The organism is Stappia sp. BW2 (genome assembly GCF_008107695.1).
Taxonomy (GTDB): domain Bacteria; phylum Pseudomonadota; class Alphaproteobacteria; order Rhizobiales; family Stappiaceae; genus Roseibium.
In genome coordinates this window covers 1-410 of the sequence record NZ_VIRG01000014.1, presented here as the reverse complement: position 1 = coordinate 410, position 410 = coordinate 1, and the positions used below count along the sequence as shown (strand labels likewise).

Annotated in this window: 1 protein-coding gene; it reads right to left on the bottom strand. The window is 65.1% G+C overall.

Annotated features, from left to right (window positions below):
* Nucleotides 1–410 (bottom strand): hypothetical protein (locus tag FMN63_RS29470; RefSeq protein ID WP_205513741.1); only part of this gene is annotated, 410 nt, incomplete at both ends.

The following is a 410-nucleotide window of genomic DNA, read 5'->3' as shown; positions in this document are numbered from 1 at the left end:
GCCAGGTTCGGGTCGGACGAGTTGCTGGTCAGGTTCGTCGCCCCGATATAGCGCCAGTTGAGCGACAGCGTGCCGACCTTGGCCGCATCGGTCCAGGTGAAGCGCGCCTGGTGCCGCCATTCGGGCGTCGGCTGGCCGCAGACGGGACCGAAGAAGCCGACGCAGTCATAGGAACCGAGCCCCGGCACCGGCTCGTTGACGAACTTGCGGTTCCAGTTGCCCTGGAAATCGACGCCCAGCGATCCGGCGCCGCCCAGCGGCTGGAGATAGTTGAGGCCGAAATCGATGCCCGAGGTGTGCAGCGAGCCCGTATTCTGCGTCGTCGAGACGATATAGCCCTGGTCGCCGAAGATGATGCCGCCGCGCGGATCGCGGTTGAACAGCTTGCAGAAGAACGGATTGCCCGTCTG